This is a genomic window from Polaromonas sp. P1_G4, from assembly GCF_056405475.1.
Genome location: NZ_JBFUCA010000529.1, coordinates 1 through 2,812, shown reverse-complemented (window position 1 = coordinate 2,812; position 2,812 = coordinate 1). Strand labels below are relative to the sequence as shown.

Below are 2,812 nucleotides of genomic sequence, written 5' to 3'. Positions count from 1 at the left end.
GCTGACGTCGCAGGCAAATACGCTGCTGGTACTGTTGTGCCCGCCGCCGATGTGTTTGCCGTGGGCCAGCTGGTGGACGTGCAGGGCACCTCCATTGGTAAAGGCTACGCCGGTACCATCAAGCGCCACAACATGAGCTCGCAGCGCGCGTCGCACGGTAACAGCCGTTCGCACAACGTTCCCGGCTCTATCGGTATGGCGCAGGATCCTGGTCGCGTGTTTCCTGGTAAACGCATGACGGGCCACCTGGGTGATGTCACCGTGACCACGCAAAACCTGAACATCGTGCGCATCGACGAAGCCCGTCAGCTGCTGATGATTCGCGGCGCTGTGCCTGGTTCCAAAGGCGGTTTTGTCACGGTTCGCGCCGCGATCAAGGCCAAGCCCACCACCGCTGCTAAAGGAGCGAACTGATGCAGGTCGAACTCCTGAATGACCAAGGTCTGGCTTCGTCCAAAGTGGACGTGCCTGATACCGTGTTTGGTCGCGAATACAACGAAAGCCTGATTCACCAGGTGGTCGTGGCCTTCCAGGCCAACGCCCGCCAGGGTACCCGGGCCCAGAAGGACCGTGAGCAGGTTCGTCACTCGACCAAGAAGCCTTTTAAACAAAAGGGCACCGGTCGTGCACGTGCTGGTATGACGTCTTCGCCACTGTGGCGCGGCGGCGGTCGTATCTTCCCGAACATGCCTGACGAAAACTTCACGCAGAAGATCAACAAGAAGATGTATCGTGCCGGCATGGCGTCGATCTTCTCGCAACTGGCGCGCGAAGGCCGTCTGGCTGTGGTTGATTCGCTGGCTGTGGATTCACCCAAGACGAAAGTCCTGGCTGACAAGTTCAAGGCCATGAACCTCAACTCGGTGCTGGTCATCGCTGATGTGGTTGATGAAAACCTGTACCTGGCTTCCCGCAATCTGGTGAACATCCTCGTGGTTGAGCCCCGTTACGCCGATCCGGTGTCGCTGGTTCACTACAAGAAGGTTCTGGTCACCAAGGCTGCCATGGACCAACTCAAGGAGATGTTCGCATGAGCGCCCGTAACCCATCTTCTCCAAAACTGAAATTCGACGAAGGCCGCCTGATGCAGGTCCTGGTCGCTCCCATCGTGTCTGAAAAGGCGACGATGATTGCGGACAAGACCAATGCCGTGACCTTCAAGGTGCTGCAGGACGCTACCAAATTTGAAATCAAGGCTGCTGTGCAGCTGATGTTCAAGGTGGACGTCCAGTCGGTTGCCGTCCTCAACATCAAAGGCAAGACCAAGCGCTTTGGCAAATCCGTGGGCCGCCGCGACAACATTCGCAAGGCCTACGTGACGCTCAAGCCAGGTCAAGAGCTCAACCTCGGTGGGGAGTCTGCGTAATGGCTGTCATTAAAATGAAACCCACCTCCCCCGGCATGCGCGGGATGGTGAAGATCTCCCGGGATCACCTGCACAAGGGTGAGCCTTACGCGCCGCTGCTGGAACCACAATTCCAGAAGTCCGGCCGTAACAACAACGGGCACATCACGGTTCGCCACAAAGGCGGTGGTCACAAGCACCACTACCGTGTGGTCGACTTCAAGCGCAACAAGGACGCCATTCCGGCCAAGGTCGAACGTATCGAGTACGATCCCAACCGCACGGCCCACATTGCTCTGCTCTGCTACGCCGACGGCGAGCGCACCTACATCATCGCCCCCCGCGGCCTTGAAGTCGRTGCCACGCTGATCAGCGGTTCGGAAGCGCCGATTCGCGTCGGCAACACTCTGCCGATCCGCAATATTCCTGTCGGTTCGACGATTCACTGCATCGAGATGCAAATCGGCAAGGGCGCGCAAATCGCCCGCTCTGCCGGCACCTCTGCAACCTTGTTGGCCCGCGAAGGTACCTACGCCCAGGTGCGTATGCGCTCCGGTGAAGTTCGCAAGATCCACATCGAATGCCGCGCCACCATCGGTGAAGTCGCCAACGAAGAACACAGCCTGCGCCGTCTCGGCAAGGCCGGTGTGAAGCGCTGGATGGGTATTCGCCCGACCGTTCGCGGTGTGGTGATGAACCCGGTTGACCACCCGCACGGCGGTGGTGAAGGCAAGACCGGCGAAGGCCGTCATCCTGTCGATCCATGGGGTAACCTGACCAAGGGCTACCGCACCCGCAACAACAAGCGCACGCAAGTGATGATTGTTTCGCGTCGCAAGAAGTAAGGCTAACCCATGACACGTTCACTCAAAAAAGGTCCGTTTGTCGACCATCATTTGGTAGCCAAAGCCGACAAGGCCGTTACCAACAAGGACAAAAAGCCGATCAAGACCTGGTCGCGTCGCTCCATGATCCTGCCCGAGTTCATCGGCCTGACCATCGCCGTTCACAACGGCAAGCAGCACGTACCTGTCTACATCACCGATCAAATGGTTGGCCACAAGCTGGGCGAGTTCGCACTCACCCGGACTTTCAAAGGTCATCCGGCTGATAAAAAAGTTGTGAGAAAGTAAGGAAAAGACCATGGAAACACGTGCAACCCTCCGGGGCGTTCGTCTGTCGGTCGACAAGGGCCGTCTGGTCGCTGACCTGATCCGCGGCAAGAAAGTGGATCAAGCCCTCAACATCCTGAATTTCACGCAGAAAAAAGCTGCTGGAATCATCAAGAAGGTTGTGGAGTCCGCCATCGCCAACGCTGAACACAACGATGGCGCCGACATCGACGAGCTGAAGGTGAAAACCATCTACGTCGAACAAGGTGCCACGCTCAAGCGTTTCTCCGCGCGCGCAAAAGGCCGCGGCAACAGCATCAGCAAGCCCACGTGCCATGTGTACGTGGTCGTTGGC

General features: G+C 58.0%; 6 protein-coding genes. All 6 read left to right on the top strand.

Annotated elements, in window-relative coordinates:
- The coding region (rplC, locus tag AC1D1X_RS19980; RefSeq protein WP_477698982.1) for a 50S ribosomal protein L3 at nt 1-414 on the top strand (414 nt) is incomplete at its 5' end.
- Entirely contained in the window at nt 414-1,034 is a 621-nt protein-coding gene (rplD, locus tag AC1D1X_RS19975; protein ID WP_011481230.1) for a 50S ribosomal protein L4, read from the top strand. The genes rplC and rplD, both read left to right, overlap by 1 nt.
- The gene (gene rplW / locus AC1D1X_RS19970; protein WP_457281637.1) at nt 1,031-1,366 is read left to right on the top strand and encodes a 50S ribosomal protein L23; all 336 of its coding nucleotides are present in this window, start codon (nt 1,031-1,033) and stop codon (nt 1,364-1,366) included. Before rplD ends, rplW begins: the two co-directional genes overlap by 4 nt.
- A complete protein-coding gene (gene rplB / locus AC1D1X_RS19965; protein WP_477698981.1) occupies nt 1,366-2,190 on the top strand; it encodes a 50S ribosomal protein L2 in 825 nt (274 codons plus the stop codon). Before rplW ends, rplB begins: the two co-directional genes overlap by 1 nt.
- Nucleotides 2,191-2,199: 9 nt before the next feature.
- Nucleotides 2,200-2,478, top strand: a complete 279-nt coding sequence (rpsS, locus tag AC1D1X_RS19960; protein ID WP_007866503.1) for a 30S ribosomal protein S19 — start codon at nt 2,200-2,202, stop codon at nt 2,476-2,478.
- A gap of 10 nt (nt 2,479-2,488) precedes the next feature.
- A partial coding sequence (gene rplV / locus AC1D1X_RS19955) for a 50S ribosomal protein L22 (protein WP_477698980.1) occupies nt 2,489-2,812 on the top strand: 324 nt, incomplete at its 3' end.

What these genes read in the sequence shown, in the direction of transcription:
- rplD (WP_011481230.1), top strand. Translation starts at nt 414, where the DNA reads ATGCAGGTCGAACTCCTGAATGACCAAGGTCTGGCTTCGTCCAAAGTG.
- rplW (WP_457281637.1), top strand. Translation starts at nt 1,031, where the DNA reads ATGAGCGCCCGTAACCCATCTTCTCCAAAACTGAAATTCGACGAAGGC.
- rpsS (WP_007866503.1), top strand. Translation starts at nt 2,200, where the DNA reads ATGACACGTTCACTCAAAAAAGGTCCGTTTGTCGACCATCATTTGGTA.